General features: G+C 48.5%; 24 protein-coding genes. 5 read left to right on the top strand and 19 right to left on the bottom strand.

What is annotated here, in order from left to right:
- Positions 1–2: 2 nt before the first annotated feature.
- The 7 genes from BM202_RS05905 to BM202_RS05875 all read right to left on the bottom strand — a co-directional run bounded on the left by BM202_RS05905 (position 3) and on the right by BM202_RS05875 (position 9,872).
- Entirely contained in the window at positions 3–3,467 is a 3,465-nt protein-coding gene (locus tag BM202_RS05905; RefSeq protein WP_093825130.1) for a TonB-dependent receptor, read from the bottom strand.
- A gap of 236 nt (positions 3,468–3,703) precedes the next feature.
- Entirely contained in the window at positions 3,704–4,777 is a 1,074-nt protein-coding gene (locus BM202_RS05900) for a FecR family protein (RefSeq protein ID WP_093823983.1), read from the bottom strand.
- 73 nt (positions 4,778–4,850) lie between these two features.
- The gene (locus BM202_RS05895) at positions 4,851–5,426 is read right to left on the bottom strand and encodes an RNA polymerase sigma factor (protein ID WP_093823981.1); all 576 of its coding nucleotides are present in this window, start codon (positions 5,424–5,426) and stop codon (positions 4,851–4,853) included.
- 282 nt (positions 5,427–5,708) lie between these two features.
- Complete coding sequence (locus BM202_RS05890; RefSeq protein WP_093823979.1) at positions 5,709–6,665, bottom strand: transketolase family protein; 957 nt, start codon at positions 6,663–6,665, stop codon at positions 5,709–5,711.
- Positions 6,666–6,677: 12 nt separating this feature from the next.
- The gene (locus BM202_RS05885; RefSeq protein ID WP_093823977.1) at positions 6,678–7,535 is read right to left on the bottom strand and encodes a transketolase; all 858 of its coding nucleotides are present in this window, start codon (positions 7,533–7,535) and stop codon (positions 6,678–6,680) included.
- 70 nt (positions 7,536–7,605) lie between these two features.
- Entirely contained in the window at positions 7,606–8,937 is a 1,332-nt protein-coding gene (gene xylA / locus BM202_RS05880; protein ID WP_093823975.1) for a xylose isomerase, read from the bottom strand.
- Between the two features lie 248 nt (positions 8,938–9,185).
- A complete protein-coding gene (locus tag BM202_RS05875; RefSeq protein ID WP_093823973.1) occupies positions 9,186–9,872 on the bottom strand; it encodes an NUDIX hydrolase in 687 nt (228 codons plus the stop codon).
- 348 nt (positions 9,873–10,220) lie between these two features.
- On the opposite strand from BM202_RS05875, the gene BM202_RS05870 reads away from it, so the two are divergent.
- Together BM202_RS05870 and BM202_RS37120 are read left to right on the top strand one after the other, a co-directional pair.
- Entirely contained in the window at positions 10,221–10,502 is a 282-nt protein-coding gene (locus tag BM202_RS05870; RefSeq protein ID WP_093823971.1) for a phage tail protein, read from the top strand.
- The gene (locus BM202_RS37120) at positions 10,489–10,662 is read left to right on the top strand and encodes a hypothetical protein (RefSeq protein ID WP_177236512.1); all 174 of its coding nucleotides are present in this window, start codon (positions 10,489–10,491) and stop codon (positions 10,660–10,662) included. Before BM202_RS05870 ends, BM202_RS37120 begins: the two co-directional genes overlap by 14 nt.
- A 77-nt stretch (positions 10,663–10,739) precedes the next feature.
- On the opposite strand, the gene lpxB is transcribed toward BM202_RS37120, so the two are convergent.
- Together lpxB and BM202_RS05860 are read right to left on the bottom strand one after the other, a co-directional pair.
- Positions 10,740–11,864: a lipid-A-disaccharide synthase gene (gene lpxB / locus BM202_RS05865; RefSeq protein ID WP_093823969.1), complete on the bottom strand. Its 1,125-nt coding sequence runs from the start codon at positions 11,862–11,864 to the stop codon at positions 10,740–10,742.
- 112 nt (positions 11,865–11,976) lie between these two features.
- Positions 11,977–12,393 carry a 6-pyruvoyl trahydropterin synthase family protein gene (locus tag BM202_RS05860; RefSeq protein ID WP_093823967.1) on the bottom strand — a complete coding sequence of 139 codons (417 nt, stop codon included), beginning with the start codon at positions 12,391–12,393 and terminating at the stop codon, positions 11,977–11,979.
- A 268-nt stretch (positions 12,394–12,661) separates the two neighbouring features.
- Here BM202_RS05860 and rfaD point away from each other — a divergent pair, with 268 nt between their 5' ends.
- The gene (rfaD, locus tag BM202_RS05855) at positions 12,662–13,627 is read left to right on the top strand and encodes an ADP-glyceromanno-heptose 6-epimerase (RefSeq protein ID WP_093823965.1); all 966 of its coding nucleotides are present in this window, start codon (positions 12,662–12,664) and stop codon (positions 13,625–13,627) included.
- Positions 13,628–13,633: 6 nt separating this feature from the next.
- Here the strand turns inward: rfaD and BM202_RS05850 are convergent, their stop codons facing one another.
- The 6 genes from BM202_RS05850 to BM202_RS05825 form a co-directional block, all read right to left on the bottom strand.
- Positions 13,634–14,872, bottom strand: coding sequence for an MFS transporter (locus BM202_RS05850; RefSeq protein ID WP_093823963.1), 1,239 nt, complete (start codon positions 14,870–14,872; stop codon positions 13,634–13,636).
- Positions 14,866–15,237, bottom strand: a complete 372-nt coding sequence (locus BM202_RS05845; protein ID WP_093823961.1) for a DMT family protein — start codon at positions 15,235–15,237, stop codon at positions 14,866–14,868. The genes BM202_RS05850 and BM202_RS05845 overlap by 7 nt, the downstream gene beginning before the upstream one ends.
- 23 nt (positions 15,238–15,260) lie before the next feature.
- Positions 15,261–16,577, bottom strand: coding sequence for a sensor histidine kinase (locus BM202_RS05840; RefSeq protein WP_093823959.1), 1,317 nt, complete (start codon positions 16,575–16,577; stop codon positions 15,261–15,263).
- Entirely contained in the window at positions 16,574–17,245 is a 672-nt protein-coding gene (locus BM202_RS05835) for a response regulator transcription factor (RefSeq protein WP_093825128.1), read from the bottom strand. Before BM202_RS05835 ends, BM202_RS05840 begins: the two co-directional genes overlap by 4 nt.
- Before the next feature lie 104 nt (positions 17,246–17,349).
- Positions 17,350–18,153, bottom strand: coding sequence for a hypothetical protein (locus BM202_RS05830; protein WP_093823956.1), 804 nt, complete (start codon positions 18,151–18,153; stop codon positions 17,350–17,352).
- A gap of 90 nt (positions 18,154–18,243) precedes the next feature.
- Complete coding sequence (locus BM202_RS05825) at positions 18,244–19,722, bottom strand: S8 family serine peptidase (RefSeq protein ID WP_394333786.1); 1,479 nt, start codon at positions 19,720–19,722, stop codon at positions 18,244–18,246.
- Between the two features lie 246 nt (positions 19,723–19,968).
- Between BM202_RS05825 and BM202_RS05820 the strand changes: the two genes are divergently transcribed.
- Positions 19,969–21,264: an aminopeptidase P family protein gene (locus BM202_RS05820; RefSeq protein WP_093823953.1), complete on the top strand. Its 1,296-nt coding sequence runs from the start codon at positions 19,969–19,971 to the stop codon at positions 21,262–21,264.
- 83 nt (positions 21,265–21,347) lie between these two features.
- Here the strand turns inward: BM202_RS05820 and BM202_RS05815 are convergent, their stop codons facing one another.
- Positions 21,348–21,998, bottom strand: a complete 651-nt coding sequence (locus BM202_RS05815; protein WP_245776538.1) for a TetR/AcrR family transcriptional regulator — start codon at positions 21,996–21,998, stop codon at positions 21,348–21,350.
- A gap of 525 nt (positions 21,999–22,523) precedes the next feature.
- Between BM202_RS05815 and purQ the strand changes: the two genes are divergently transcribed.
- Positions 22,524–23,210 (top strand): phosphoribosylformylglycinamidine synthase subunit PurQ, encoded by a 687-nt coding sequence (purQ, locus tag BM202_RS05810; RefSeq protein ID WP_093823952.1) that lies wholly within the window; start codon positions 22,524–22,526, stop codon positions 23,208–23,210.
- Between the two features lie 110 nt (positions 23,211–23,320).
- Here the strand turns inward: purQ and BM202_RS05805 are convergent, their stop codons facing one another.
- The 3 genes from BM202_RS05805 to BM202_RS05795 all read right to left on the bottom strand — a co-directional run bounded on the left by BM202_RS05805 (position 23,321) and on the right by BM202_RS05795 (position 26,773).
- Complete coding sequence (locus BM202_RS05805; protein WP_093823950.1) at positions 23,321–24,508, bottom strand: phosphoglycerate kinase; 1,188 nt, start codon at positions 24,506–24,508, stop codon at positions 23,321–23,323.
- 71 nt (positions 24,509–24,579) lie between these two features.
- Complete coding sequence (locus BM202_RS05800) at positions 24,580–25,785, bottom strand: hypothetical protein (RefSeq protein WP_093823948.1); 1,206 nt, start codon at positions 25,783–25,785, stop codon at positions 24,580–24,582.
- Complete coding sequence (locus tag BM202_RS05795) at positions 25,772–26,773, bottom strand: DUF2157 domain-containing protein (protein WP_093825125.1); 1,002 nt, start codon at positions 26,771–26,773, stop codon at positions 25,772–25,774. Before BM202_RS05795 ends, BM202_RS05800 begins: the two co-directional genes overlap by 14 nt.
- Positions 26,774–26,794 lie beyond the last annotated feature (21 nt).

Raw genomic sequence — 26,794 nt, 5'->3', positions numbered from 1 at the left:
GATTAGAATTTAAGGTTTACCCCAAGCGTGAATTGACGCACGGGTGGATTGTTCAGGTTGACGGAAATCTGACGCTCCGGCGTACCGCGTTCGCTGGCATTCTGTGGATTCAGCGTCGACTGACCACTGGCATAGCTATTTCCTTCTGGATCGATGGCCAGTTTCTGGCTTACCAGGGGCGAATACAGGATAAACGGATTAGTGGCGTTGAAATAAACCCGGGCCGAACTCATCCCGATTTTTTTGATCATTGCGCTGGAAAAGGTATAGCCCAGGTTAATACTTCTGACTTTAATGAACGAACCGTCGTAATAGCCTAACGTAGAGCCAAAGTTGGCAACCGCACCACCGGCATCGGGCGCCGGGAACGCATTAGTCGGGTTTGTTTCGGTCCAGTAATCGGTTTTTACCTGGTTTACCCGACCCTGGTTATAGAACGCAAAACCGCCCGAGCCCGTAGAGTTCCCCGTCAGATAGGGTACGATTACTTTCATGCCCATGCGGGCAAACGTAACAATGGACAGATCAAAGTTCTTGAAGCTGAAACGGTTGGTAATGCCTCCCTCCCAGTTGGGCTGGAAATTGCCAAGAATCTGCCGATCAGCCGGATCAATTTTACCATCGCCATTCACATCTTCCACCCGGATCTGGCCGGGGAACTGAACCGGTGAGGTTTGCTTAGCCAGCGTACCGTTTTCCTTATCCGATGTTTGCCAGAGGCCAATCTTCTTGTAATCGAAAATGACCGAAAGGGGTTGTCCCACAAACCAGCCTGCTCCTAGATTGGAAAGTTCAGTTGGCGTCGTGAGCTGCGTAATTTTTTCCCGGTTAAAGAAATACGTTACATCGGCACTCCAGTTGAAGCCTTTCGGGTTTCTGAAAATCTCAAACGTCAGCGCCGTTTCCAGGCCCTTCCCTTCCGTTCGTCCCAGGTTTTTCAAGGTCGAACCGGCTCCATTGCTGGGTGGTAACGGTACTGACAGCAAAATGTCTTTCGTTTGCTGGTGATACCAATCGACAGTTCCCGTAATGCGATTATTCAGGAAGCCGAAGTCAATCCCAAGATCCACCTGAGAGGTCGACTGCCAACCCAAATCTGTAGCCGGTAAACTGGTGACGGTATACGCCAGCTGCTGTCCGGCCGTACTCGTACCGAAATTGTAATAGCCAGCCGACAATGCACCCAGCGTCGCATAAGCACCTACGTTTCTGTTTCCGGATAAACCCCAGCTACCCCGTAATTTCAGGTTCGAAATGGCAGGGACTCCTTTCATGAAGCCTTCTTCGATAATATTCCAGCCAGCTCCAATGGCCGGGTAGTTAAAATACTGGTTACCGGGCGATAAGGTAGACGAACCATCCCGTCTCAGCGTCATGGTTAACAGATAGCGATCATTGTAGCTATAATTTACCCGACCCATGTAGGAAAGCAGACCAAGTTCTGAAAATGAGTTGCCAAAGTCCGACGGAGCAACGGGTGTTCCGGAAGCCAGCGAGAAATTAGACGTCTTGATGTAATCGGCCGGAACCCCCGTTATAGTAAATCGGCTGCCCAACGAATGGTTCTTTGTAATCTCATACAACCCCGTAACGCCTATTCTATGTTTCCCGATTGTCTTGTCATAGTACAACAGGTGCTGGAGGTTGATATCCCAGTATTCGGTGTTACTAACCTCGGCCGTAGAAGACGACTGAACCGTAGCACTATTAAAGTAAGTGAGCGGACCACCGTATCCATTGTAACTCGACTGGCTGTAATTCAACCCTGCATTCATCCGATACCGCAGGCCGGGCAAAATATTTACCTCGGCGTATATACTATTGAACGTTCGCAATGCGCGTGTACGGCCCAGATACGAATCGGTTTTAGTAATGATCGTTAAGGGGCTTATTCCCGCGGCATCAATGGAACCTTCCGATGGGAACAGGTTTACCGTACCATCGGCATTGTAAGGAGCTGCCAGTGGCGTTAATCGCACCAGACCACCCGGAACCCCACCACCACCTGGTGTATTGGTGTAGGTAAGGGTATTCAGCGTGTTCAAGCCAATCTTGATACGTTTGCCCAGGCGTTGATCGATCGTCGCCCGGATGGTGTAACGTTCAAACTTTTGACTGGGAATGATACCTGTCTCATTGAAATAACCCAGGCCCAACGAATACTGCGTATTCTCAACCCCGCCTGCCATACTTAACTGATGGTTGGTGTTGAAGCCGGGTTTGTACAATAAATCCTGCCAGTCGGTTGAAATACCAGCCGCCAGGGCATCTCTTTCTTTCTGAGTGAGGGGATAGGCGGTCGTGCCAGGGCTGGTACGGTTATATTTGGCCGCATCGTCTTTAAACCGGGCATACTCCGGGCCATTCATCACATTGAATTTACCCATAACCGTGGTAATACCATGATAGCCGTCGTAGCTGAATACGGGCTTTCCGATTTTACCCCGTTTTGTTGTGATCAGAATAACCCCCCCCGAGCCTCTCGACCCGTAAATGGCCGTCGCGGATGCATCTTTCAGAATCTCAAGACTGGCGATATCATCCGGATTTATATCGTTGAGTCCACCGTAGGGTATACCATCGACCACAACCAATGGACCATCAAGCCCATCGCTGTTCGACCCTTGGCCGTTTGTCAGGGTGCGATTACCCCTAATTCTGATCTGTCCCTGAGAGCCTGGCGTCGATCCATTACTGATAATCGTTACCCCCGCAGCCCGGCCTTTTAACTGATTGACCAGGTTAGGGGCAGGTACTTCCCGTAGGGTTGTTTCATTAACCGAAACGACCGAGCCCGTAACATCGCGTTTACGTTGAACTCCATACCCGACGACCACTACTTCATTCAGCGTTTTGTCATCCGTAGCCAACGTAACATTAAGGGTCGATTGCGAGCCAACGGGCACTTCCTGGGTAACGTAGCCGATAAAAGAGAAAACCAGTACGGCGTTTCGATCCGGAACACTGATTCGGTACGTACCGTTTCCGTCGGTCGTCGTTCCGCGCTGGGTTGACTTAATCTGAAGGTTGACACCCGGCAGGCCTTCGCCATTTTCACCCGTAACCCGACCCGTTATCTGGATATCCTGCGCCTGCTCTACGTTGATCTCGCCGGATGTCTTGTCCTGCTGGATGCTGGCAGGACTGACCTCTCTCCTTATCACGATCTGTTGACCAACGACCTCGTAGCTTAAATTGAGCGGTGTCAAAATATGATCTAATACCAGAGATAGCTGTTCATTTCTGGCCTGGTAATTAACTTTTCGTTTCGACTGGATGATCTCCCGGCTAAATAAAAATTGAACGTTAGCCTGTTTTTCAATTCGGCTGATCGTCACTTCAACATCCTCATTTTGAGCTGAGATACTAACTCGTCGACTTAGCAATTCCTGCGCCTTGCTATCGAAAGCAAAGCCGATGTTAGTTAAGGTTAGGGCAAGTAAGAGTTGCAGGCTTGAAATTCTCATAATCCTGATCCAAACATTGCGATTGGTGAAACGGTATTGCATACATTTATGCGTTTTTGTTGGTTTTAGGAAAAAATGACAAAAATCATGTCTCGTCTCTTCCTGAAGAGACAATGTGTGTGTCTGACACATTTGTAGACATTCGAGCGATAGTGTTGGTAGCACTATCGCTTTTCTGTTAAAAAGAGATAGTTTTTATACCATAAGTAGCCATTTTATTAAAAGTTAGGAGACGATCAATTACAACCGTGACTTTGGATAATCACTTGGTTGTCAACAATTTCGAAGGTAGACTCCGTAGTTAGGCAGATAAGCCGGATTTTCTCTAAAAAAGGGACATCGTTGAGCTGTCCTGTAAAAGTGCACTTGCTAAGCAGTTGTTTATCATAGTGAATAGGCATATGATAGCTGGCTGCCAATTGAGCAAATATGTCTGGTACGGGCGTGAATTCGAATTTAAATGGCTGATTGACAATAAGTGACGAATTTTCTTTGGCTAGAATAATGGTACGTTTAACAACCTTATCCGTTTTTGTTTCAAGACTGAGCTGTTCGTTTTTTGTCAGCAAAACCGTTTTGCCGGGTGAATCAACGGTAGTAACCGAAACTTTACCCGTCTTTACTTTCACATAGGCTGCCGTTTCCTTATCAAAGGAACGTACCTGAAAACTGGTACCCAGCACTTTAGTGGTCAGATTGGCCGTGTAAACGAGAAAGGGTTTAGCGGGATTTTTACTTACTTCAAAAAATCCCTCTCCCTGAAGATACACTTCCCGAAGCGTATGGGTGTTGTGTTTATGAAACCGTAACTGGCTTCCCGATGATAGCAATACGGAGGAGTTATCCGGCAGCAGCACGACCAGTGGCTGACCCGTTACGTTCTTTACTATCTTCCAGTCGGCCTTCTGTATGGGCTGCTCCACCCTTTTATTAAATACCGTCAGTTGCCTGAAACTGGAGTTATCCATTTGCCACCAGATCAGTAAACAAACTACCGATGCTACAGCAACCCAACGCCCCCAGTGCCAACCTAACAAAGGCTTTACTACGGTAACTGGTGGGGTAAGCTGATCCAGAATTTTTTTTGTATTTTCTTTACTGTACTGATCTGAAAGCTCGATTTGTTTTCCCTGAACGACCAATAACGTAGCTACTGCCTGTTCATAAAGAGGTCTTTTCTCGGGATATTGGACTAACCATTGTTGCCAATATACCTGATCTTCCAGCCGCCTTTCACGAACCCAAGTCCGAAAAGCGTCGTTTTCTAAAAAATCATCAACAGTAGAAAAATTCTCGGAAGGAAGGCCCATTAGTACTTTTCGGCGATTTTCATTGATAGTATGGAGAATCGCTTCAATGATACCCTCCTTAAAGCAAATTTTTTTACAAAAAAATGCAACTAGTTAAAAATGTGTGGACAAGCCACTGATTACGAAGCTTGTTAAGGGCTTTTTGTAGAAAATTGGAAACCGACTGCCGGTTTACATTCATCACTTCGGCAATCTCTTGTATGGATAAGCTTTCGTAAAAGCGCAGATAAAGAGCCTCCCGTTCACGAGCTGGTAAAGATGCTAACTGAGCCTGTATTGCATTGGTTAGTAAAGTGAGAGATTCCTGCTGAATCAATAGTGTTTCTGAGTCCAATTCTTCAGCTATCGAATCGTCCCAGTCCACCTCTTCCTGATTCAGCCGCTTCAGATTCCGCAGATATTGGAGAATATGATGCCTGAGTGCTTTTAACAAATAATACTTAACCGATTCAGTATCATTTATTTGCAAACGATTCTGCCAGAGTTGTAGAAACAACTCCTGAATACAGTCTTCAACGACAACGTCATCGACCATGAATTTCAGGCCATAGTGTTTCAGCGTGCGATAATAGCGTTCAGCCAATTGACCGAATGCCTGCTTATTACCCTCACGGTATAAGTGCCATAACACGTGGTCTTCAGGAGTCATGCAGTCTAGGGATATATACTTAAGCTAAAATAAGAAAAAATATAAATATACACTAAATTGTACAATAAGCAGAATATAAATTTCAAGATGATAGCCCTATATTTTTGCTTGCTTTATACATCTCCATTTTAAATCCATCAGGTGTACTATTTTTAAGAATAGCTCCACTGGATTCCAGTGGAGCTTTACAGATTACTAACCTATGGTGAAATGTATGTCGGCAATACTAGCCGCACAATATTATTTATAGCAGGATTCAAACTGGCCTAAGGTTAATCTTAATTACTTCTTCCGCTGAATAACCGCTAGTGCTTTAGCCACAATGGAAGCTGCCGTTAACCCATATTTTTCCATAAGCTGGTCCGGCGTGCCACTTTCCCCAAACGAATCGTTCACAGCTACCATTTCCAGCGGAGCCGGATGATTTAAGGACAAAACCTGCGCTACGCTATCGCCCAATCCACCATTCATCTGGTGTTCTTCAGCCGTAACGGCGCAGCCCGTTTTGTAAATCGATTTGAGAATCGCTTCTTTATCCAATGGCTTGATCGTATGAATATTAATGATTTCCGCATCGATACCCTGCTCGACCAGTAACTTACCCGCTTCCAGTGCCTGCCAGACCAGGTGACCCGTAGCGAAAATCGATACGTCAGCTCCCTCATTCAGCACGATGGCTTTTCCAATCTCAAACGGCTGATCGGCAGGCGTGAAATTGGGAACTACCGGTCGGCCAAACCGCAGATAAACCGGCCCTTCGTAGTCGGCAATGGCGATGGTGGCCGCTTTGGTCTGATTGAAATCGCAGGGATTGATAACGGTCATACCGGGCAACGATTTCATCATGCCGATGTCTTCCAGCACCTGGTGGGTAGCGCCATCTTCACCCAGCGTCAGGCCAGCGTGCGAGACGCAGATTTTGACGTTCTTGTTCGAATACGCCACAGCCTGTCGAATTTGGTCGTATACCCGGCTGGAACCAAAATTGGCGAAGGTCGTTGCGAATGGAATCAGACCGCTCAACGTCAGGCCAGCCGCCACACCGATCATGTTGGCTTCGGCGATCCCGCATTGAATAAAGCGCTCCGGGTTTTCTTTGATGAACGTATCGAGTTTGAGCGAAGCAACCAGATCAGCGCATAAGGCCACAACATCGGGATTTTTCCGGCCCAGTTCGGCCATGCCCGCGCCAAAACCGGACCGGGTATCTTTCTTTTCGGTAAATGTGTAGGTTCTCATGTTGCGTCGGGGTTAGTAATCACCGAGGGTTTCGTCCAGTTGAGCCAATGCTGCCGCCAACTGTTCGTTGTTGGGCGCGGTTCCGTGCCATTTGTGAGTATGCATCATAAAATCGACGCCCTGCCCCATTTCGGTTTTCATGATGATGCAAATCGGTGACCCTTTGCCCGAAGCCTGTTTCGCTTTTTTCAGCGTTGCTGCTACATCGGTCAGGTCGTTCCCATCCATGTGCAGTACCGTCCAGCCAAAGGCTTCATATTTTTTACCCAGGTCCCGATTATTCAGTACAACATCCGTTGGCCCGTCGATTTGCTGCCCGTTGAAATCGACAAACGCAATCAGGTTGTCAAGTTGCCGGTGCGGAATAAACGAGGCAGCTTCCCAGATTTGCCCCTCCTGCTGTTCGCCATCGCCCATCAGGCAGTAAACCAGATGAGGATCTTTACGCAGTTTTTTACCATAGGCAGCTCCAGCGGCTGCCGAAAGCCCCTGTCCCAGCGACCCCGATGCAATGCGGATACCCGGTAGATGTTCGGCGGTGGCCGGGTGCCCCTGCAAACGGGAATCCAGTTTGCGGAACGTAGCGAGTTCCGAAACCGGGAAGTACCCCCGACGTGCCAGAACGGAGTACAGCACCGGCGAAATATGCCCGTTAGACAAAAAGAACATGTCTTCGCCCGAACCGCTCATATCGAACACGACCGAATCCTGCTCATCCGTTTTCAGGTCCATTGCCTCAAAATACAGACTGACCAGCAAATCGGTACAACCCAGGGAGCCGCCTGGATGCCCGGATGCCACGCCATGTACCATGCGCACAATGTCCCGACGCACCTGCGAGGCTACTTTTTCTAAGTCAGTAGATTTCATGCGGAAAGGAGCGGGTTAACTTTTTTATGATCGCTAAAAAAAACCATGAGGTAAGATTGGAGAAACCAGGTTAAATGTACTGATTGATGATGCTTTCGAGCCATTCCTGCTTGCCACTACGTTGTTTTGGTTCGCCGTTTTCGAGTGTGTAGTTCCGCAGGTCTTCCAGCGTCAGCGAGCCGTCCTCAAATGATTTCCCCTGACCATTATCGAACGAAGCATACCGTTCCTGGCGGAATTTCAGGTAGTCGGAATCCTGTAGAATGGCATCGGCCACGATGAATGAACGGGCGAAGGCATCCATGCCGCTGATGTGAGCGACGAACAAGTCTTCCAGATCGGTCGAGTTCCGGCGAACTTTCGCATCGAAGTTTATCCCACCGGGTTTGATGCCCCCTGCCTGATGAATCACCAGCGCAGCTTCAACTAGTTCGTACAGGTTAATCGGGAACTGATCCGTATCCCAGCCGTTCTGGTTATCGCCCCGATTGGCATCGATACTACCCAGCATCCCCGCATCAGCAGCAACCTGCAATTCATGGTCGAACGTATGGCCCGCCAGCGTTGCGTGGTTAACTTCGATATTCAACTGAAAATCCTTATCCAGGCCGTACTGACGCAGGAAGCCGATGACCGTAGCGGCATCGTAATCGTACTGATGCTTGGTCGGTTCCATCGGCTTGGGTTCGATAAAAAACGTGCCTTTGAAACCCTGCTTACGGGCATAATCCCGGGCGATGGTCAGGAACTTAGCCAGGTGTTCGACCTCCCGCTTCATATTGGTGTTCAGCAGCGACATATAGCCTTCCCGCCCACCCCAGAACACGTAGTTTTCGCCCCCTAACGCGATAGTCGCATCGATGGCGTTTTTCACCTGCGTTCCAGCATAAGCCAGCACGGAAAAATCCGGGTTGGTCGATGCTCCGTTCATGTAGCGCGGGTTCGAGAATACGTTGGCCGTACCCCACAGCAGCTTCACTCCACTTGCCTGCTGTTTCTGCTTGCCATACTCAACGATCTTCTGCAACCGACTTTCATACTCACTTGCCGACGAGCCCTCATCGACCAGATCGATGTCATGGAAACAATAATAGGGTGCGCCAATTTTGGTAAAAAATTCAAAGGCCGCATCCATTTTCAGCCGGGCTCGCACATTGGCATCGTTATCCTGATCCCAGGCAAAAACGCGGGTGCCGGGGCCAAAGGGATCGCCACCAGTTCCGCAGAAAGTGTGCCAGTAGCTGATGGCAAAGCGCAACTGTTCGCGCAGGGTTTTTCCGCCGATAACTAAGTCGGGGTTGTACCATTTGAAGGCTAACGGGTTTTTGGATTTAGGGCCTTCGTAGCCAATAGCACCAATGCCTTTAAAATATTCCTGATCGCCTAATGTGATCGTCGACATGATTTAATAAGTGGTTTTATACAATTATCGTTGGGTTTACAAAATCAAAACGAGCATTCAACAGACGGGTAGCCGGGAAATCCGCTGCTAAAAATCGGCTGATACTGACGGTTGATTTATTAGTGTAAATTTGACACTAATATTTTAAATGTCAAATCGACACACAAAATTTTTACAAAATAGCTTGGTGATAGGTTCTGAGAGAAACCTGGAACCAGCCCTGCAAGAAGCTCAGGCCACAAAGTTAATCAGGAAGGAATAAAATTTAAAAAGGAGTCGGTAGTCTGCTGATACTTAGCCATATCAACCTGATAGTAGTATGCCCCACGTTTCGAGAATCCCTTCTGTTTCTCATCGAGCTTGATCAACAGATTCGTTGAAAGAATTTTCCGGCTGAAGTTACGCTTATCAAAGTCTGTGTTGTAGATAGCGTCGTACAGTTTCTTCAATTGGGGGATCGTAAATTTATCGGGTAACAGTTCAAAACCGATGGGGTGCTGTGCCGCTTTATAGCGTAACCGTCTTATTGCCAGTTTAACCATGTCACCGTGATCGAAAAGTAAAGGAGGCAAGTCGTAGATTGAAAACCACTGAGCCTGAAACGTCTCCGAAATTTTCGACTCATAGTCCGCAACTTTAACTAATGAGAAGTAAGCTACCGATATGGTGCGGACAATCGGATCACGATGTGGATCGCCAAAGGCAAATAATTGTTCAAGATACACATTGGTTAGCCCGGTAAGTTCAAACAGGATACGGGCCGCGGCTTGTTCGAGGCCCTCATCAGGCTGTAACCACCCCCCCATCAGCGACCAGGTTTTTTCTTCTACCCCACGTTTAACCAATAGGACCTTTAAGCTTTCACCATCGAATCCAAAAATAATGGAATCAAGGGCCAGTAAATAGGGATGCTGCTGTTTGTACTGATCTAACATGGGCGACTGCCAAGCCTAATTTTTTATTTTATGGACGAAAGTAAAGATAACCCTCATTAAAACTAAGAGAAACCACTTCAATTGATACGTCACTGTATCATACATGACCCAAAAGTCTGGTTTGTAAGTCTCCTGTGTATACTTCGCTCCCACTGTCTGCTTTTCTTAGTTGAACGCTGAGATAATGATATCCGAAAAGTGATCATCATTGTCTGAAATTTGAGCGTCACTCCTCTCCTCATACCCCACCTTTGTCAGGTCATTGACAAGCAGGAAATGATCCATTTCCCGGCTAAACGTCAATTGGCAAGTAAACTCTTTACTTCCTCTTTTTAGCCAATTACTCTCATGAATGACCCATTTCTTGGTATGATTGCCCGGTTTGGCTTCGGTTTTCTCCCACGTGGCTGGGCTGTCTGTGATGGATCGCTATTATCTATCGCACAAAATACCGCCTTGTTTTCATTGCTGGGAACTACCTACGGTGGCAATGGACAGACCACCTTTGCCCTGCCTGATTTACGGAGCCGCGTTCCGCTTGGTCAGGGTCAGGGACCAGGTCTATCCAATTACGTTATGGGTGAGCTGGCTGGTACAGAATTTGTTACCATGACCAATGCCGACTTTTGATGCTACCAGCCATCCTGATGCCTATATACTAACCACGAATACGGTAATCGGAGTCGGAAGCAAACTATCCTTTGGCCTGAATGGTGTATCTACCCCTGCTGCGACAAAAGGAACGCTTACAGTAAGTGCTGTTATTACGGGTAGTGATGTGGGGAGATAACGATCAATAACAATTCGGATACCGACAAAATCAACTATTTCAGCAAGTAGGTGTATCAGGGAATTTCCCGGACACACCTACTTATTTTTTATTGTAAGAAGGTCATCGACCATTAAGCGTCCTGCCCGTTCTGAAGCACCGGGCTCGCCCATTTTTTGCTGCACCTCAGCGTAGCCCGCTAGCTGGACACCCCGGCGCGGGCTACTGGGCAAAATGACCTTCAGCTCAGTAGTTATGTTGTCGATTGTGAGGTCGCTTTGAATTAACTCCTTGACTACTTCATGCCCGGCAATCAGATTTACAAGCGAGATAAACGGCACAGCAATAAGTCGTTTGGCAATGAAATAAGAAACGCCGGTGGTTTTGTAGCACACCACCTGCGGTACATTCAATAGCGCAGTTTCGAGCGTAGCTGTGCCGGACGTAACAAGCGCGGCTGTAGAAATATGTAACAGGTCATAAGCAGCATCACTGATGCGTAGTACATCGGGATAGTCAGCTAACAAGCCGTCGTATAAATCGTCCGGCAGATTACTAACCGTTCCAACGACAAACCGGTAGTTGGGAAATTGTCGGGTGGAACGTAGCATACTGGGCAGTATGGATATGATCTCCTGACGGCGGCTCCCCGGTAGTAAAGCTATAATCGCTTGCTCATTCAGCCCCAGCTTTGACTGAAAAGCTGGATCGGGACGAAAATCAGCGAGAGCGTCGAGCAGCGGATTTCCAACGTAGTCGACTTTGTAATCGTATTTGGCAAAAAACTCGGTCTCGAAGGGTAGAATCGTAAACAACCGATTTACGGTCGCTTTTATTTTCAGCGCCCGGCGTTGGTTCCAGGCCCACACTTTCGGCGAGATGTAATAGAAAACCCGAATGCCGTGTTTTTTGGCAAAACGGGCCATTCGCAAGTTAAAACCTGCATAGTCGATCAAAATAAGCGCATCAGGGCGGTGAGCCAGCAAATCGGCCTGACATTCACGCATAATCCGGCGAATGGTTCCGAGATTTTTCGCCACTTCCAGAAACCCCATAAACGCCATCTCCCGATAATGGCGTACCAACGTAGCACCGGCAGCTTCCATCTGCTCACCACCATACGCCCGGCACGTCGCATCAAGATCATGCTGTCGGATAGCCCGAATCAGGTTAGCACCATGAAGGTCGCCGGAGCGTTCACCGGCAATGAGATAGTAAGTCATGTTCTATTCTAGAGACGCATGATTGCCGGGGCCGCCCGTGCGGTCGCCTATGCGACAGCCAAACCGTCCGGTGTAAGAAGGCCGTACGGGCGGCCCCGGCAACTATGCGTCTCTACTCGCCAAAAAAATCGACAAAATTCTTCGGAGTTTCGTAGAGCCGAAGTTGGTGTAAATGAGCTTCGGTGATGGGCTCAAGGGCCCGTTCGAGGATCTTCCAGATTTCCATGATGAAGATTTCGCAACTGGCCATTTTGCCCTGCATGAAATCCACATCTAGATTCAGGTTTTTGTGATCCACTTTCTCGATCACCTCATTTTTGATGATCTCGCCCAACACTTTGAGGTCAATCACAAATCCGGTGTCAGGATCGGGTTCCCCTTTGACCGTTACGATCAATTCGAAATTATGACCATGCCAGTTCGCATTGGCGCAGGGGCCAAAAACTTCCTTGTTACGTTCCTCCGACCAAGCTGGGTTATAGAGCCGGTGAGCCGCGTTAAAATGTTCAATTCTGTTAATATAGACCATTTTTCTGGTTTAGATGGGGCGGTTGCCAGAAACGCCGGTTGTTAAAAATCGGTTGCAAAGGTACACACTCTTAAGCCGTGATAAAAACAAGTATCAATGGCTGACTACCTAAAGCGAAGAAAAATCCATATTGGAAAAACACAATTTAATCACCAAAAACGCTATTCATTTCTCCAATTTAAAACCTGTATCTTTACAGCTTATTTCGCTTCATTTCAAGCTATTAATACTTGATTTATCCTATAAACACGTTTACCACTACCACTTTATGATTATCGTTACGGGAGCTGCCGGTTTTATTGGAAGTTGTTTGATCAGTAAGCTGAATCAGGAAAATTTCAATTTTATCATTGCTGTAGATGATTTTTCATATCCTGAAAAAGAAGCCAACTTAGCCGGAAAACGGATTCAGGAGCGGGTAGATAGAGAAGTGTTTTTTGAGTGGCTTGACCAGAATTATCAGGAAGTTGAGTTTATCTTTCACATCGGTGCCCGCACGGACACGACCGAGTTTGATCGGCAGATTTTTGAGCATCTGAACGTCGAATACTCCAAGCAAATCTGGAAACGCTGTATTGAGTATCAAATACCGCTCGTCTATGCCTCATCGGCTGCTACGTATGGGTTGGGCGAGCTAGGCTACGACGATAATGAATCGCTGATCCCACAATTGAAGCCCTTGAATCCGTATGGGGAATCCAAAAACGAGTTCGACATCTGGGCGCTGGAGCAGGAGCAAAAGCCGTTTTTCTGGGCTGGACTGAAATTTTTCAACGTCTATGGTCCCAATGAATACCACAAAGGCCGAATGGCATCGGTAGTTTTTCATACCTTCCAGCAGATTCAGAAGTCGGGAAAAATGAAACTGTTCCGGTCGCATAATCCCGACTTTGCCGATGGCGAACAGATGCGTGATTTTATTTATGTAAAGGACGTAGTGGATGTATGTTCATTCTTAATGCACCACCGGCGTAACTCCGGTATCTATAATCTCGGTAGCGGCAAGGCTCGTACGTTTCACGACTTGGCCACCAACACATTTCACGCGCTTGGCCTTGAACCCGATATCGACTTTATTGACACCCCCGCCGATATCCGTGACAATTACCAGTATTTCACCCAGGCGAATATGGCCAAACTTCGGTCCATTGGGTACGATCGGCCGTTCTCATCCCTTGAAGATGGCATTGCTGATTACGTGAAGAATTACATGAACCAGAATACGTATTTGTAAAGACCGCTACTCTACTTTCGTTTCTGGTACCAGTAACCACAACACGGCCAGCGCAGCCAACGCAATACCCGATAGGGTCAGGAAAGCCGTAGTATAACCAGCCCGCTGGACGATACTTCCGGCGAAGGCATTGCTGAGAGAGGCCCCCAGCCCAATCGCGGTAGCAATTGCCCCCTGCGTCGTATTGAAGAGGCCACTTCCTTTGGTCAGATCGGAAACGATCAGGATAGACAGCACCCCAAACGTACCGGCACCTACACCATCCAGAATCTGAATAGCGACCAGCAAGACCGGATCGTTGGTCATCGTGTAGAGCAGTCCACGAATGGGTAATACGGCGAACCCAATGAGTAGTAAGTTCTTACGGCCTTTGGGTGCTAATCGCCCCGTGATATTACTAACCGGAATCATGACCAGTTGCGCCACAATAATACAGGCCGACATATAAGCAGCGGATGCGCCCGCATTGATCCCTTTGGCTAATCGCTGTCCCAGCAAAGGCAGCATGGCCGCGTTGGCAAAATGAAAGAGCACACACGCCAGTGCAAAGAACACAATAGCCCGGTTACTCAAAATGGCATGCCAGCCCGATGGTTTCTCACTGGCCGCATTTCCCTCTTCGGACTGGCCATCGCCCCGCGCCAGATCGTGATCAATGTCGTCTTCGCGGATGCGCCAGATGGCCACGCTGCTAATGAGTGACATTACGGCGAGCAAAATAAAGATGCCTTCATTATTAACGTAGTAGCCAATCAGTCCGGCCATCAAAGCAGCAAACACATTACCGGCATGGTTGAATGTTTCATTTCGGCCGATCCGTCCGTCGAGCACTTTATGGCCAACCAGGCCAAGCGTAATGGCGGCAACTGCAGGTGTAAACCAGGCCGCAGCTACGCCCATAATGGCCTGTCCACCCATCACAACGTTGTAAGTTGGCAACCGAATCGTCAACAGAGCCGCCGTTGCAATAAGCAGCGATGCTATGACAGAAAGCAGCCGTTTTTTGCGCGTTCGGTCGACAAGTATGCCAACAGGAGTCTGGGTAATTACGGTCGCGACACCCATTACCGACATAGCGAACCCGATGGTTTGGGCAGTCCAGTGCAGCGACGTAAGCAGGTAAATGGCCAGGTACGGCCCAAGACCATCGCGAACATCTGCCAGAAAAAAATTGGCCCAGTCGAGTGCTTTCAGGCTCTTATCCGACGGTTTGCGGGTGTCGGTCTTCCCGAGTGAGCCTACCATTTTTTGAAGATGAAGAACACCGCGATGACGATAAACACAAAGCCGACCAGATGATTCCAGGCTAGTTTATCAGTCTTGAAAACGTATACGGTAATGAGCGTAAAAACCGTCAGTGAAACGGCTTCCTGAATAGTTTTAAGTTGAAAAAGGGAGAAGGGCCCACCCGTTTCATCTGACCCGATCCGGTTGGCGGGCACCTGAAAAATGTATTCAAAAAAGGCTAATCCCCAACTCAGCATAATGATGCCGAAGAGCGACAATTTAGCCAGCGTAGGATACTGTTTTATCTGGAGATGGCCATACCAGGCCAATGTCATAAAAATGTTCGATAGCGTCAACAACAGGACGCAGTAAAGTGCTTTCATTTGATAGATATAGAGTTGAAAAATTAATGCGTCGACGTTGTTGTGAAACGTAACGTACTGGTAAACGTGAAGTTCTGCCAGTTGAGACTTAACTCTCCACCGAGTAGCCTTGTTAACCGATGACTGATCCACAAGCCAAGCCCATGCCCTTCTTTGAGCGGATCAGCCTGAAAATAGGGTTGCATCAAATTGAGCGTTGGGCCTGTTTCACGAACTGTCTGGTTCTGCACACGAACTGTCCAGCTGTCAAAATAGTGTAACTGCACACTAACGACGCTCCCCGAAACAGCGTATTTAATAGCGTTTTCGATTAAGTTCAGCAGAATATGCTCCAGTTTTAGTACGTCTGTCTGAAAAGTTTGGCTTACCATATTCGAATCATCAAACCGGGTCGTTACATCATAGTCAGTGGAAAGAATTTCTAGCTTATTTAAGCATTTTTTAATGAGTTCAGCTAGATCGACTGACACTATGTTGAGCGACGGAGCGGCACTATCGGGCCGACTAAGTGTCAGAAATTCATCGAGCAGGCGATTTAGGCGGCTTACTTCATCGAGTTGTCCAATCAGAAATGGTGTCGTCCGGCCGTCTACCTGACCACTACCCAAGGTTACTTCCAGACCCGTTTTCATGACGGCCAGGGGCGTTCGAAGTTCGTGGGCCGCTGCCCCGAAAAAATTTCGCTGCTGTTCAGCGCTTTCCCGAATCCGGGCCAGCATTCGGTTCAGCGTATCGGTCAATTGATAAAGTTCATCACGGGAATCTGGCAGCGAAATTGGTTCGATTACGGATGCGCTATCAATTCGATTGGCCTGATTGACAATACGTTGAATAGGCTTTAATAATAAACCGGCTACTACGTATCCACCCGCAAACGCCATCACTAAACTGAGTAACCAGCCTAGTCCAAAGACCCAGCGTAACTGGCTGGCATCCTGCCGTAAGCTCCAGTCAGGTACGGCCAGTGTAAGGCTAACCTGACCATTGGCCAACTGGTCGCGCGTGGTTTGCACTGTAATAAACCGATACGAACGCTGATGTTGGTCGCTGGACTGTTCACTGTTGATTTTTTCAGGGAAACCAGGACTGCGGAAGAGTTCCCGAATGCTTCCATAGCTGTTGTAGGTTACCTGCATGCGCTCCGTTTCTGTGGGTAAGGGTAGTATCACCGGGTCCATACTCACCAGCGATAGCAACCACTCGGCCCGCGTCTGAACAGCCCGGTCGAAGGCAGTTTGCAAACTTTTTTCAGCACGGCCCAGCATTAGCCAGCCCGCCAGCAGACTGACCGTTGCAAACACAGCCGTTACGGCCAGCACAATCCGACTACGCAGACTCATACCGTTTTGAGCCGGTAGCCCCGCCCGATAAGCGTTTCGATCAATCCCGTTGTCCCGACAGCGTCAATTTTTTTTCGGACCTGATAGATGTGGACTTCGATGACATTACTACCCATATCGTAGTCAACCTCCCAGATTTTCTCCGCGATCTCGTTTTTTGTCACGACATGTCCCGCCCGGCGCATGAGCAATTCAAGCAACGCGAACTCCCGATTGGTCAGCTCCAACGTAGTACCGGCTTTTACTACGTTGTGGGAGACAAGCCTCATTTCCAGATCGGCGACACGCAAAACGATGTTATCACTGGTATCAGTACGCCGTTGCAACACGCGAATCCGGGCCAACAACTCACTGAAATCAAACGGCTTGCGTAGATAATCGACCGCGCCAAGATCCAGCCCCTGCACCACTTTTTCGGGATCACTGAGCGCCGACAGGATCATGACGGGCACCGACAGACCAAAGGCCCGAAGATTCTGAAGCACTTCAAAGCCCGTTTGTCCAGGCAGCATCAAATCGAGCAGCACAAGGTCATACAGCCCTCCGGCAACATGATCGAGACCTTCCGACCCGGAGTGAGCCAGGTCGGCAACATGGCCATGCTGCTCCAGTCCCTGCTTGATAAACCGAGCCAGCTTACGTTCATCTTCAATAATCAGGATTTTCACGATGCTTAAAGAGTGAATGAGCGAAAGAATGAATGAGTGAAACGCTGAGCTAACCACTCCGCTTCGGTGGTCCGATTTCACTCATTCGCTCTTTCACTATCTAGTTACCGAACCAGGTATTGCTGGCCGTTGATGGTCAACACCGACGCATTCAGGATGTTTGTTTTCTCCAATTGAACCTGTCCGTCACGGAGGTTTTTCGCATAGCCCTGCACCGTAACGGCACTGCCTTTGGTAGCCAGATTTGTGAGCTGATACGCTACGTGCGGAGGAATACGGACAATCGTTTTGTCATCGAGCACGAGGCCGTTGACCCGACCATCGCGACCCAGCCGATAATCGCTGATTTTACCCGATACGGTTGTGAGTGTTGGAGTGGGTGGAGTGGTTGTCGGTGCCGCCGGGGGCGTGTCGGTAATAACGCTTTTACCAGCCGTCAGGCTAACCATCCTAAACGTCGACTCACCTTGTGGGTTTGTGTCAGTGAAGCCCGTTACGCTAATGCTACTCCCCGGTTTGATCGCTTTCTGAACCTGCTGGCCCAGATGCGGTGGAAATTTTACGGTTGTCGGTGCATTGGTCGTTCCGGTAAACGTGAAGCCGTCGAGAATTGCATCATCGTTACTAACCCACTGCCCTACAGTTCCAGAAACCGTGGTTAAGGAGGTCAGACCACGACGACCTTCGTCTGGGCGGCCTGGTTGGCCCGGCTGATGCCTCTCTCCCTGACGTCCACCTCGGTCAGGACCACCTGCGTGTGGGCCGCGAGGTCCATCCGGACCAGGTGGCGTCATGGCTACAGCGGGAGCGGATGCATCAGCCGCAGATTGATTCTGAGCCTTAATAAGGGGAGCGGCCAGAAGAGTCGCGACTAAAACGGCGGTGGTTAATTTTGCTTGAAGTTCCATAGTCAATTGTTGTTTACTGTTGATTACGGAAGCAAACCTACAGCCGCCAGGTAAAGCCGGTATGAGGTCGAAATTAATTTTCCTTCATTTCTATTCCCAAACGACCTCAATCACTTCTTTTTTCAGATCGACCGTTGTCTGTTTTTCATCGGCGGCTCGATGCAAGATCAACTTGCCCCCTGCAACTTTGGTGGCTTCCTGCTGTAATACGTGCGTCGCGTCTTTTTTGTGAAAGACCGATACGGATGTCTCGCTCGTCTCCACAGCCAGGGTAAAGGTTTTGCCTGATGCTTTCACCAATCGGTTTGTCGCGGGTAGTTCCTGATTTCGGAGCAACGCAATGGCCCGCGACGCCTGTGGAACCCCATAACCAATAAAGTTATTGCCATACGGATACAGATGCGAGGATTTTTCGATAATCTGCATCACCTGTTTGTTGGTCAACTTCGGATTCGCCTGCATCACACAAGCCGCAAAACCCGTAATGACCGGTGCCGACAACGACGTCCCATACAGCGAAAAACACGATACATTGGGTTTCAAATACGGTAGACTTTCAGGACCGATGCTGCTGTACCCGATACGATTCCAGAGTTTGGCGTTGGTAGCGCCAATGGCTAATACACCCTCTGCATCAGCGGGGGTGCTGATGATGCGCCACGAACGGTCGTCGCCCTCGTTTCCTGCCGACACGATGATCAGAATACCTTTTTTGTCGGCGGCAATCTGCGCGGCTCGACTGATAAGACTCGTATGCCCATCCATCTGGCTGGGCTCATAATTATCTTTGGGATTACTCATGCCTCTGGCATACCCCAGCGACGTATTGATAAGCCGAACGCCAAGGCTATCCATCCATTCCATAGCCGCCACCCAATTATCTTCTTCGCCCCGATATTCGCGGTTTCCCTGATCAGATCGAGCGAGGTAGAAACTTGCATCGGTAGCCAGTCCATATTGAATATGATCGGTAGGGTCGTTACCGGCAATGGCCGCCAATACTTCCGTACCATGAAAATCCGACATGGTCTCCAGTGTCCGGAGCAGGTTATTGTGCGTCTTTTTTTCATTCACATAATCACGTATCTGCTTCACGCCATCTCGGGCAAATATATGTTTGAGCGCGTTGGCCGAGTCGGCACCAAAAAATCCGGCATCGATCACGCCAATATTCACAAAACGACCCGTCAGACCCGCCTGCGCAAAGTCGGACGCCTGAATCTGGGTCATTACAGGAGCCAGCTGAGGGTTTACCGGCAAGTTGAGCGACGTAATGACAATAGCCGGATCTATGGCCCGAATTTCTTTCACAAAGGACATGGCGGCAACCTGTGCATATTGCTGAGCGGTTAGCTTTGCCGATACCGCATTGAGCCAGCGCGACTGACAAACGGGTTTAACACCGGCCTCGTTGAGTTGCTTCAGGTACGTAGCAGAAACCGGCTGATCGGTAGCATCCAGTGGAAGATTCTGAGTTTTCCGCTGATTGATCGATTGTTGGGACAAAGCGGGCGCCGATGCCTGATCTTTATCACGTAACAAAACCCAATATTTAGTGCCCGACTGCATGGGCTGGATTCCATTCGATACGTTCGGTTGAGGACGTACTACGTTGAGTTGGGCCTGCGTGGATAGCGACAGCAGGCAAAAGAACATGATCAGTCGAAACGTCATAATTCGTTCAGGAAGAAAACGGGTTGGGCCTTTGGCTGAAAGACCACGTAGTATATTAAACACAAAAACGCCCGGAAACTATTATAGCTTTTGGTTTTCTTTGCAAAATTAATCAGAAACTTAGCCCCAACGGCCCGATATATGCGTTATTTACCAATCGACAGTCAGCTATTTGTTAAAAACCGCCAGCGGCTCGTTAGTCTGCTGAAACCTAAGTCATTAGTCATTCTGAATGCGAACGATATTATGCCTACCAATGCCGATGGCACTATGGGATTCCGGCAAAATAGCGACCTTTTCTATCTAACGGGTGTCGATCAGGAAGAAACACAACTGGTACTTTTTCCCGAGCATCCGGACCCTAAATTTCGTGAACTTCTTTTTTTACGCGAAACCAGTGAGCTTATCGAAATTTGGGAAGGGCACAAACTGACAAAGGCCGAAGCCGAGCAGGTAACGGGCATTCCCCAAAAGCAGATTTACTGGAACAGCCAGTTTGAGCAGATTTTTATGCAGGTGATCTTCGAGGCTGAGCACGTGTATCTGAATACCAACGAGCATACTCGTGCAGGCATCGAGGTACAAACCCGCGATGCCCGCTATATCAATGAGTTCCGGCAGAAATATCCATTACATCAGCTAGAGCGACTAGCTCCATTGATGCACTATCTCCGGGCCATTAAACGACCGCAGGAGATCCCCCTTATCCAGACTGCCATCGACATTACCGACAAGATGTTCCGGCGGCTGCTTGGCTTCATCAAACCCGGCGTTTGGGAGTACGAAATTGAGGCCGAGATGATGCATGAATACCTTAGGAATCGGTCACGGGGAGCGGCTTATAGCCCAATTATCGCGTCGGGGGCTAATGCCTGCGTGCTCCATTACATTGACAACAGTCAACAGTGTCAGGATGGCGACGTAATTCTGCTGGACATTGGGGCCGAGTACGCCAACTATAATGCGGATATGACTCGATCGATACCCGTTAATGGTCGATTTACGGAACGTCAGCGGGCTGTTTACGACGCGGTACTACGTGTTATGAAGGAAGCCACACAAATGCTACGTCCGGGCAACCTTTGGGATGATTACCACCGCGAAGTAGGCAAAGTAATGGAATCGGAACTGATTGGATTAGGCCTGCTAGACAAAACTGAGGTGGAGAAGCAGGACCCGGATGCTCCTTTATACAAAAAGTATTTCATGCACGGCACGTCGCACTTTTTGGGTCTCGACGTTCACGATGTTGGCAACAAATACCGTAAAATGGAGCCGGGCATGGTATTTACCGTCGAACCGGGGATTTATATTCGGGAAGAAAAACTGGGCATCCGGCTGGAAAACAACGTACTGATTACCGAATCGGGCAATGTAGACCTGATGGCAAATATTCCACTGGAAGCCGCTGAGATTGAGGAGCTAATGAATAAATAATCAGTCCTGACCGGGCACTGGACAGTGAGTTAGCCAGCTTAAGCAACAGAAACGATTTTAGCTGACTAACTCACTTTTCTTAATCAAGCGATTTCTGCTTTCTTCGTCTGTTCAACTTCGAGCGCAGTATTCAAGCTGGAATATATCCGACGAATAGCCTTCTCCAGGCGCTCCCAGCCAGCATCGGAGCGAAGATCAATATCGCCAATGTGATCCCGCTGGGTACTGGTAAGCACCAGGTTAGTGACGGCTGCCGTCATTAGACTGTTGATAGCGATTGGATCAAAATCAGTATTAGGTGCCAGTTTAGACACCATATTTTTGTAGGATTGGTCACGAAAATCGGCCAGCCGACGGGCCAACTCGGTTTCCCCATTCGACATCTCCCAGCGAATCAACTCCTGCGAGGCTTTTCTGTCACGAAACTCGTTCATGAATTGAATCGTATAATCTGACCAGGCTTTGCTCCGGGCTTCGGGAGTCAAATTATCCGGTACAGAATCCAGATACTTTTCGTTAAACATTGACAGGAAAAAACCACGTTGCACGTAAGCTTCGAGCAATCCGTTCCATCCACCAAAATAGCGATAAATAAGCACCTTGTTTACGCCAGCACGTTCGGCAACGGCATTAATGCCAGCCTTCTCAGTACCTCGCTCGGCCATTACGTCGCCCATAGCGCGCAGAATACGCTCCATGGTCATCTGGCGGTTTCTCCGCTTAACAATTTTCATACATCTGGATCGTTTTTGTGTATTTAAAGAGGAACTAGTAAACTTATGCTATAATCTTAACTACTTAAAAAGTCGCCTATACTTTTGCTGTAGATACAAATATGCTTATAACACCTGATGTAATCAAGCAATCCGCTCAATAAAAAAAATCATACTAATAGCAGAAGGAATACACTTATTCCCCGTTAACACCAGCTATAGTCTACTTTCACGACACTGCAGATCGTCAAAATCTTCACATTATCAGCTATATACGCATAAAATCTAATAATGGATTCTAAGAGGTATAATTTGATACGCAAGTTGTTTACTATATTTAGTAATTCCTCTCCTCTATCCTTTCCAGGCAAATTTCTGACAGCTTTTGCCGAATTCTATTGGCAAGGCTGTCATTATACCGCTCCACTATAGCAATTTTGCCTTATAGACGTCTATTGATAACGGCAGAAGAAGGGAGTAGAAGCGTAGAAGTAGCGTTCGAAATGTTACCTTTGTGTATCAATCTGATTTAGCTCTTCACTCGCTATGAAATTTGGCGTTGTTGTTTTCCCCGGCTCTAACTGCGATCAGGACGCAGTCGATACGCTGGAACTGATGGACCAGAAGGTCGTAAAACTCTGGCATAAAGACCACGACCTTCAAGGGTGCGACTTCATTATTCTACCCGGTGGCTTCTCCTACGGCGACTACCTCCGCACGGGGGCTGTCGCCCGATTCTCACCCATTATGAACGAAGTTATCGCCCATGCAAATAGGGGTGGGTATCTGATGGGTATCTGTAATGGATTCCAGGTGCTGGCCGAGGCTCGGCTCGTACCGGGCGTGTTGCTGCGTAATTCAAACCAGCAGTATATCTGCAAAAACATTTACCTGACCCCCCAATCGCCCGACGCTCTGTTGACCGCCGGATTGGACCGCCCTGCCTACAAAATTCCGATGGCTCACGGCGAAGGTCGTTACTTTGCGGACAGCGATACGCTCAACGAAATGAACGATAACGGTCAGGTACTCTTTCGCTACTGCGACGAAACAGGAGCGATTACGGATGCCTCAAATCCGAATGGTAGTTTAGAGAATATTGCAGGCGTAACCAACCTGGGCAAAAACGTTTTTGGCATGATGCCACACCCTGAGCGTGCGGCCGATCCTGTTCTCGGCAATACCGACGGTCGACTGATTCTGGATCAGATTCTGAAAGCTGTTTTAGTTTAAGAAAGACTAAGAATAGGTAGAGAATGTAAAGGCTGTTCGGGATTGTCAAGCTATTAATTATAATTGACAATCCCGAACAGCCTTTACATTTCTGTGACAAATTTTGGCAGTTATTCCAGTGCTGCTACTCCTGGCAGCACTTTACCTTCCATATATTCCAGCAAAGCACCACCGCCCGTTGATACGTAGCTAACGCGGTCGCCATAGCCAGCCTGGTTGATGGCCGACGCTGAGTCGCCCCCGCCAATAAGCGAGAACGCGCCATTTTCTTCGGTTGCTTTCACCACCGCTTCGGCAATGGCATTGGTACCGTGAGCGAAATTCTCGAACTCAAAAACGCCCATTGGACCATTCCAGAGAATAGTTTTAGACTTGGAAACGACATCACTAAACAGCTTGATGGTTTCAGGACCAATGTCAAGCCCCTGCCAGCCATCAGGAATTTGTCCTGTAGGCACAACCTTCCGATTCGCATCATTTGAGAAATCGTCGGCACAGAGGTTGTCAAGCGGCATATAAATGTTAACCCCTTTTTCCTCAGCTTTTTTCAGCAGTTCAAGCGCTAGTTCCTGCTTATCGGCTTCGAGCAGCGAGTTACCGATTTGGCCACCCTTCGCTTTAGTAAACGTATAGGTCATCCCGCCCCCAATAATGAGATTGTCGACATTGTCGAGGAGTTTTTCGATGATCAGGATTTTGTCCGAGATTTTGGCTCCGCCCATAATAGCCGTAAAAGGCCGTTGCGCTTCTTCCAGAATCTTTTTAGCGTTGTCTAACTCTGCCTGCATCACGTAGCCAGCAACACGATCCGTCAAGAACTGCCCCATAACGGCCGTGCTGGCGTGAGCGCGGTGTGCCGTTCCGAAGGCATCGTTTACCCAAACATCACCGAGTTTGGCTAATTTTTCGGCGAATGCTACGTCCCCTTTCTCTTCTTCTTTGTAGAAACGCAGGTTTTCGAGCAACAGAATCTCGCCCGGTTTCAGGCTGGCAGCCAGATCAGTAGCGGATTGTCCAATGCAGTCGTCAGCAAATTTCACTTCGCGACCGAACGCTTTTTCCAGCGCGGGCAAGAGGTGTTTGAGGGAATACTTTTCTTCGGGACCACCCTTCGGCCGACCGAGGTGTGACATCAGAATAGCCGACCCACCGTCGTTTACGATTTTTAGGACGGTTGGAATGGTGGCTTTGATACGAGTGTCGTCAGTGATGTTGTACTCTCTGTCGAGCGGTACGTTGAAATCTACCCGAACGAGGGCTTTCTTACCGGCAAAATTGTATGAATCCAGGGTTTTCATGCGACTGCGTATGGTCGTTGGTTTGCGGGGCCAAACTTAGGGCTTTTTTGGCAGACACGAACGCGATGATCTCAATACTTCCCTTCGCTCCCGGCACCGCCAAACTCCCCTCCACCAAATCGAACATCGTCTCGTGGTGCGGGCGACGTAGTACCTGCTGCCTGAATCGCTACGACAGATGCCGCATTCGTAAAAAACTCATTGGGCGAATCGTCGTCAGGATCGTCGGTAAAGCTGCTGGTTGAACGATCCGCCGTTGCCGTCCGCAAATACTGAATGCCCAGAATGGAAAGGCCAATCAGCACCAATCCACCAATAGTTAGTGCTACGTTGAGCGGCACCAGCGCATGATATTCGTGTACCGTCATAAAAGCGGCAATTAATCCCAGCATACCGAGAATAATCAGCATCCGATTTCTCTTCGCTACGCCTTGCCACAAATAGATAGTTGGAATCAGAAAGGTAAGCAACCAGAATAGCCACGCCAGGCTAATTTCCGGTGCGACCGCAGCGTGGCTTCGAAGTATGGACGTTTTTAGCAGGACACCATTTAGCTCCCGCACTACGTAATAATTACCACTGGCAGCCAGAACAATCAGCGAAATCCACTGCGCCAGATTCAGCGGATCAGCGTAGTAGAGCTGTTTCGGATTTCGATTAATGATTTGTTTTGTCGCGGTATAAATCAACAGAGAAATGCCCATCATTACAAATGGAAGCATATTTTTCCCTCCACTCACCTTCAATATGCTATCAAAAACATAAGTATACAGCGTAGCTAGTGTAAAGAAGGCAATCAACGTATCGCCATAATACCAGAGCACCAGAAGCAATAAGGGCAATGTAATTAAACAATGCGTAGCCAGAGAAAGACCATTCGGAAAAAGCTGGTTCAATCCGAAAGCCAGAAAGCCGGTCAACGTAACGACAAAGGCGTTATCAATACCATTCCGGTACAGAAGCCGTCGGTTGATTAGGACATGCCCCACAATGCCCACGCCAATACCAAACACTATGTTGAAAATACCATAAGTGGTCTGGTCGCTCAGCAAGGTCGAAAAAATGCTGGCCGGTAGCAAGTAACAAGCCAGAATGGCAACCGCCGTAAACAGAAATAACCCAATTTCAATAAAGCCGTTTGTCTGCCGAAACTCCACCGGATAGGCTTTCTGCACCGCAACCAGTTGTTCATCCGTCAACAACCGTTGACGATGCCAGCGCGCTGCCTGCCCAAGAATTTCGCGGTTATAAATCCACTGCTCGTTATAGGCTTTCATTCGTTCTGTTTCCTTTAGGTAACTGACTCATCAGATAATAAACCAGGGCAATGCCGGTCAGAATGAAATACCAGTAATAGGCATCGTCGCCTTTTGGACGGAGGTAATGAAAAAACAGGTACGTAACACCAATGTATCCGTACACTACGCTCATCAGAAGAAACAGAAATGACCCATCAGCCGTGGTTGGGTTTTTGCGCATTCGGCGGGCGTATTGGTCGAACGTAACACACGTTGCCGCCAGTCCAAGTGCGAACCCGATTCGGAGGTCATCGAAATTGAACAGGCCGCCCAACAAGGCCACCATCAGCAGATTTCCGGCGATGGTGAGGTAGGTATAAGTAAAGTGTGCTTTGATACGTTGCCGCTCCAGCACGAACGCCAGACCAATCAGAATCAATGCCAGAATAACGGCAGAAAATACTGTTTCCCGCTCAAAAAAGTTAGTCTTGAAATACAATTCAAGCGGCCGAACGGTTAAGCCTACCCACGAGATAAGCGCGGTCAATGCCATACCCAACACACCCCGATGGTCGAAACGATACGCTAATGGCACAAACAGCACAGCTGGCAGCAGGGTTACCAAACCGTAGCGATTTCCAAAAATGGTATAGGCATATTGCGCATAGCCTTCCAGCGTAAGAAACAACAGACAGGCCATAATCAGAGCGTAATCGCCAAATGTCGAGCGGCTTTTGGCCTGCACCATGGTCCACTCCGGCCGGTAACGCCAGGCAAACACAAAGCAGCCTGCACAACCTGTCGCAATGGTTGCCAGTAACGCGCCGTGGCCAATTCGATCGAAATTATCGTAGACCAATAAGCCCAGCCCGGTACTCAACAGCAAAATGCCAATATAAAGCATCGACCGGAGTTCCCAATGCAGTGAAAAGGGTCTTTTTCGCTCGATTTCAGCGATTTCTGTCGGCTGATCGGCGCGTAAAATACCTTGTTTACCTAGTTCATTCAGTATGTCGTTCGGGGACATAAATGGCTGTTTTTTTGTTAT

This window comes from Spirosoma endophyticum (assembly GCF_900112365.1).
Classification (GTDB): domain Bacteria; phylum Bacteroidota; class Bacteroidia; order Cytophagales; family Spirosomataceae; genus Spirosoma; species Spirosoma endophyticum.
Note: the sequence above shows the minus strand (reverse complement) of the source record. Positions and strands in the feature narration are given on the sequence as shown.

Bases quoted from the DNA above. Each gene is read 5' to 3' on its own strand.
- BM202_RS05905 (WP_093825130.1), bottom strand. From the start codon at position 3,467: ATGAGAATTTCAAGCCTGCAACTCTTACTTGCCCTAACCTTAACTAAC.
- BM202_RS05900 (WP_093823983.1), bottom strand. From the start codon at position 4,777: ATGGGCCTTCCTTCCGAGAATTTTTCTACTGTTGATGATTTTTTAGAA.
- BM202_RS05895 (WP_093823981.1), bottom strand. From the start codon at position 5,426: ATGACTCCTGAAGACCACGTGTTATGGCACTTATACCGTGAGGGTAAT.
- BM202_RS05890 (WP_093823979.1), bottom strand. From the start codon at position 6,665: ATGAGAACCTACACATTTACCGAAAAGAAAGATACCCGGTCCGGTTTT.
- BM202_RS05885 (WP_093823977.1), bottom strand. From the start codon at position 7,535: ATGAAATCTACTGACTTAGAAAAAGTAGCCTCGCAGGTGCGTCGGGAC.
- xylA (WP_093823975.1), bottom strand. From the start codon at position 8,937: ATGTCGACGATCACATTAGGCGATCAGGAATATTTTAAAGGCATTGGT.
- BM202_RS05875 (WP_093823973.1), bottom strand. From the start codon at position 9,872: ATGTTAGATCAGTACAAACAGCAGCATCCCTATTTACTGGCCCTTGAT.
- BM202_RS05870 (WP_093823971.1), top strand. From the start codon at position 10,221: ATGAATGACCCATTTCTTGGTATGATTGCCCGGTTTGGCTTCGGTTTT.
- BM202_RS37120 (WP_177236512.1), top strand. From the start codon at position 10,489: ATGCCGACTTTTGATGCTACCAGCCATCCTGATGCCTATATACTAACC.
- lpxB (WP_093823969.1), bottom strand. From the start codon at position 11,864: ATGACTTACTATCTCATTGCCGGTGAACGCTCCGGCGACCTTCATGGT.
- BM202_RS05860 (WP_093823967.1), bottom strand. From the start codon at position 12,393: ATGGTCTATATTAACAGAATTGAACATTTTAACGCGGCTCACCGGCTC.
- rfaD (WP_093823965.1), top strand. From the start codon at position 12,662: ATGATTATCGTTACGGGAGCTGCCGGTTTTATTGGAAGTTGTTTGATC.
- BM202_RS05850 (WP_093823963.1), bottom strand. From the start codon at position 14,872: ATGGTAGGCTCACTCGGGAAGACCGACACCCGCAAACCGTCGGATAAG.
- BM202_RS05845 (WP_093823961.1), bottom strand. From the start codon at position 15,237: ATGAAAGCACTTTACTGCGTCCTGTTGTTGACGCTATCGAACATTTTT.
- BM202_RS05840 (WP_093823959.1), bottom strand. From the start codon at position 16,577: ATGAGTCTGCGTAGTCGGATTGTGCTGGCCGTAACGGCTGTGTTTGCA.
- BM202_RS05830 (WP_093823956.1), bottom strand. From the start codon at position 18,153: ATGGAACTTCAAGCAAAATTAACCACCGCCGTTTTAGTCGCGACTCTT.
- BM202_RS05825 (WP_394333786.1), bottom strand. From the start codon at position 19,722: ATGCAGTCGGGCACTAAATATTGGGTTTTGTTACGTGATAAAGATCAG.
- BM202_RS05820 (WP_093823953.1), top strand. From the start codon at position 19,969: ATGCGTTATTTACCAATCGACAGTCAGCTATTTGTTAAAAACCGCCAG.
- BM202_RS05815 (WP_245776538.1), bottom strand. From the start codon at position 21,998: ATGAAAATTGTTAAGCGGAGAAACCGCCAGATGACCATGGAGCGTATT.
- purQ (WP_093823952.1), top strand. From the start codon at position 22,524: ATGAAATTTGGCGTTGTTGTTTTCCCCGGCTCTAACTGCGATCAGGAC.
- BM202_RS05805 (WP_093823950.1), bottom strand. From the start codon at position 24,508: ATGAAAACCCTGGATTCATACAATTTTGCCGGTAAGAAAGCCCTCGTT.
- BM202_RS05800 (WP_093823948.1), bottom strand. From the start codon at position 25,785: ATGAAAGCCTATAACGAGCAGTGGATTTATAACCGCGAAATTCTTGGG.
- BM202_RS05795 (WP_093825125.1), bottom strand. From the start codon at position 26,773: ATGTCCCCGAACGACATACTGAATGAACTAGGTAAACAAGGTATTTTA.